At 72.0% G+C, this 1,866-nt stretch carries 1 protein-coding gene and 1 pseudogene; both read right to left on the bottom strand.

Annotated features, from left to right (window positions below):
• Positions 1 to 277: pseudogene (locus QN345_RS18525) on the bottom strand (hypothetical protein); the annotation flags it as partial.
• The coding region (locus QN345_RS18530) for a putative bifunctional diguanylate cyclase/phosphodiesterase (protein WP_323509055.1) at positions 274 to 1,866 on the bottom strand (1,593 nt) is incomplete at its 5' end. The pseudogene QN345_RS18525 and the gene QN345_RS18530, both read right to left, overlap by 4 nt.

Consider the following 1,866-nt stretch of genomic DNA (forward strand, 5'->3'; position numbering starts at 1 on the left):
GGGTAGGGGTGGGCGTCGGGGTCGCGGAGTCCGTGACCGGGAGGGAGACCGGCGCGGAGGCGCGCGTGGACGCGCCGGCGACGACGGCGCCGCTGCCGAGCAGGGCGAAGGCGACGGCCGCGGCCGTGACCCAGGCAGCGGTGCGGTGCCTGGCGAGGAACCCGGCGATCCCGGCCGCTCCGGGGCCGCTCACTCCCGGGCCGCTCACTCCGGGGCGATGCGGGGCGGCCTCCTGGACTCCTGGACCCTGCAGTGCGGTGCTGTCCTGATCGTTCACGCCTGTACTGTACCTGCGTCCGCTGTGAGGCGCGCGGCCAGCCACTCGTCGAGAACGGCGGCGGGCACCGGCGGAGACACGTAGTAGCCCTGGGCCTGGTCGCAACCGAACCGCGCGAGCTGCGCGTACGCCTCGGCGTCCTCGACCCCCTCGGCCACCATCCGCAGCCCCAGGCTGTGGGCGAGGTGGATGCTCGACGACACCACTGCGGCGGCGCGCTTGTCACCGTTCAGGGGGGCCACGAACGAGCGGTCGAGCTTGAGCTCGTCGATCGGGAGTTCGCGGAGGTAGGCGAGCGAGCTGTAACCCACGCCGAAGTCGTCGACGGCGATGCGGATGCCGCGGGCACGCAGTCTCCCGAGGATGTCGCTCGCCCGGCCGCGATCGTCGAGCAGGAAGGCCTCGGTGATCTCGAACATGAGGGCAGTCGCCGGGAGGTCCCGCGCGGTGAGCATGACGCCGACCCGTTCAGGCAGGCCGGAGTCGAGGAGCGAACTCGCCGCGAGGTTGACCGCGATCGTGAGCCTCTCGCCGCGACGGTGCCACACCGCGGCCTGGTCGAGTGCGAGTTCGAGGACCCGCTCCGTCAGCGTCTGCATCAGGCCGGCGTCCTCGACGAGTTCGAGGAATTCGCTCGGGTAGAGCAGGCCGCGTTTCGGATGGTTCCAGCGCACGAGGGCCTCGACCCCGCGCACCTCCCCGCCGGAGAGGTCGACCTTCGGCTGGTAGTGCAGCACCAGCTGGTTGGTCACAAGCGCCGCGCGCAATTCCTCGAGGGTGCGCAGCCGGGTGTCGCCATGGCTGTCGTCGACCGGGTGGTACACGCGATGTCCGCCGCGCCGCACCTTGGCCCGGTACATCGCCATGTCGGCCTTGCGCATCAGGATGCCGAGGCTCTCGCCGTGCTCGGGGCTCAGCGCGATCCCGATGCTCGCGCTCGACTGCAGCGAGATGCCTTCGAGCGTGTGCGGCGCCGCGAGGGCGGATCGCACCTTCATCGCGACGACTTCGGCCTCTTCCCGGCCGGAGTCGCGGAGGAAGATCGCGAATTCGTCGCCGCCGAGCCGCACGAGGAGGTCGTCCGCGCCGAGCTGGGCACCGATCCGCAGGCCCACCTGTACGAGGAGCACGTCCCCGACGTCGTGCCCGAGACTGTCGTTGACCTCCTTGAACCGGTCCAGGTCGAGCAGGAGCAGGGCGTTGCGCCCGCCGAGGGCCAGCCGGGCGGGCACTTCGGCGTAGAGGGCCCGCCGGTTCGGGAGCCCGGTGAGGTCGTCGCTGCGGGCCAGCCTGGCGAGATCGCCCATCCGGCCGAGTTCCCGGAATGCGATGACCGTGCGGGCGGACGAGACGACGAGGGTGGCGGCGGCGAGCCCCACCGTCACCTGTGACTCTCCGTGCCTGCTCGAAACCAGGAGGACGGCGAGACCGGCGATCGTCGCGACGACAGGGACCGCGAGCACGCCGGATCCGCTCGCCGAGGCGCCCGGCCGATCTGCTGCATCCGTGCCGCGTTCGGCCGTGCCTCCGTCGCCCGAGCCTTCGTCGCCCGTGTCCGGGGACGCTGCCGTGCGCAGCCACGTCGCGAC

The sequence above is a fragment of the Cryobacterium sp. 10I1 genome, from assembly GCF_035019805.1.
GTDB classification, from domain to species: domain Bacteria; phylum Actinomycetota; class Actinomycetes; order Actinomycetales; family Microbacteriaceae; genus Cryobacterium; species Cryobacterium glucosi.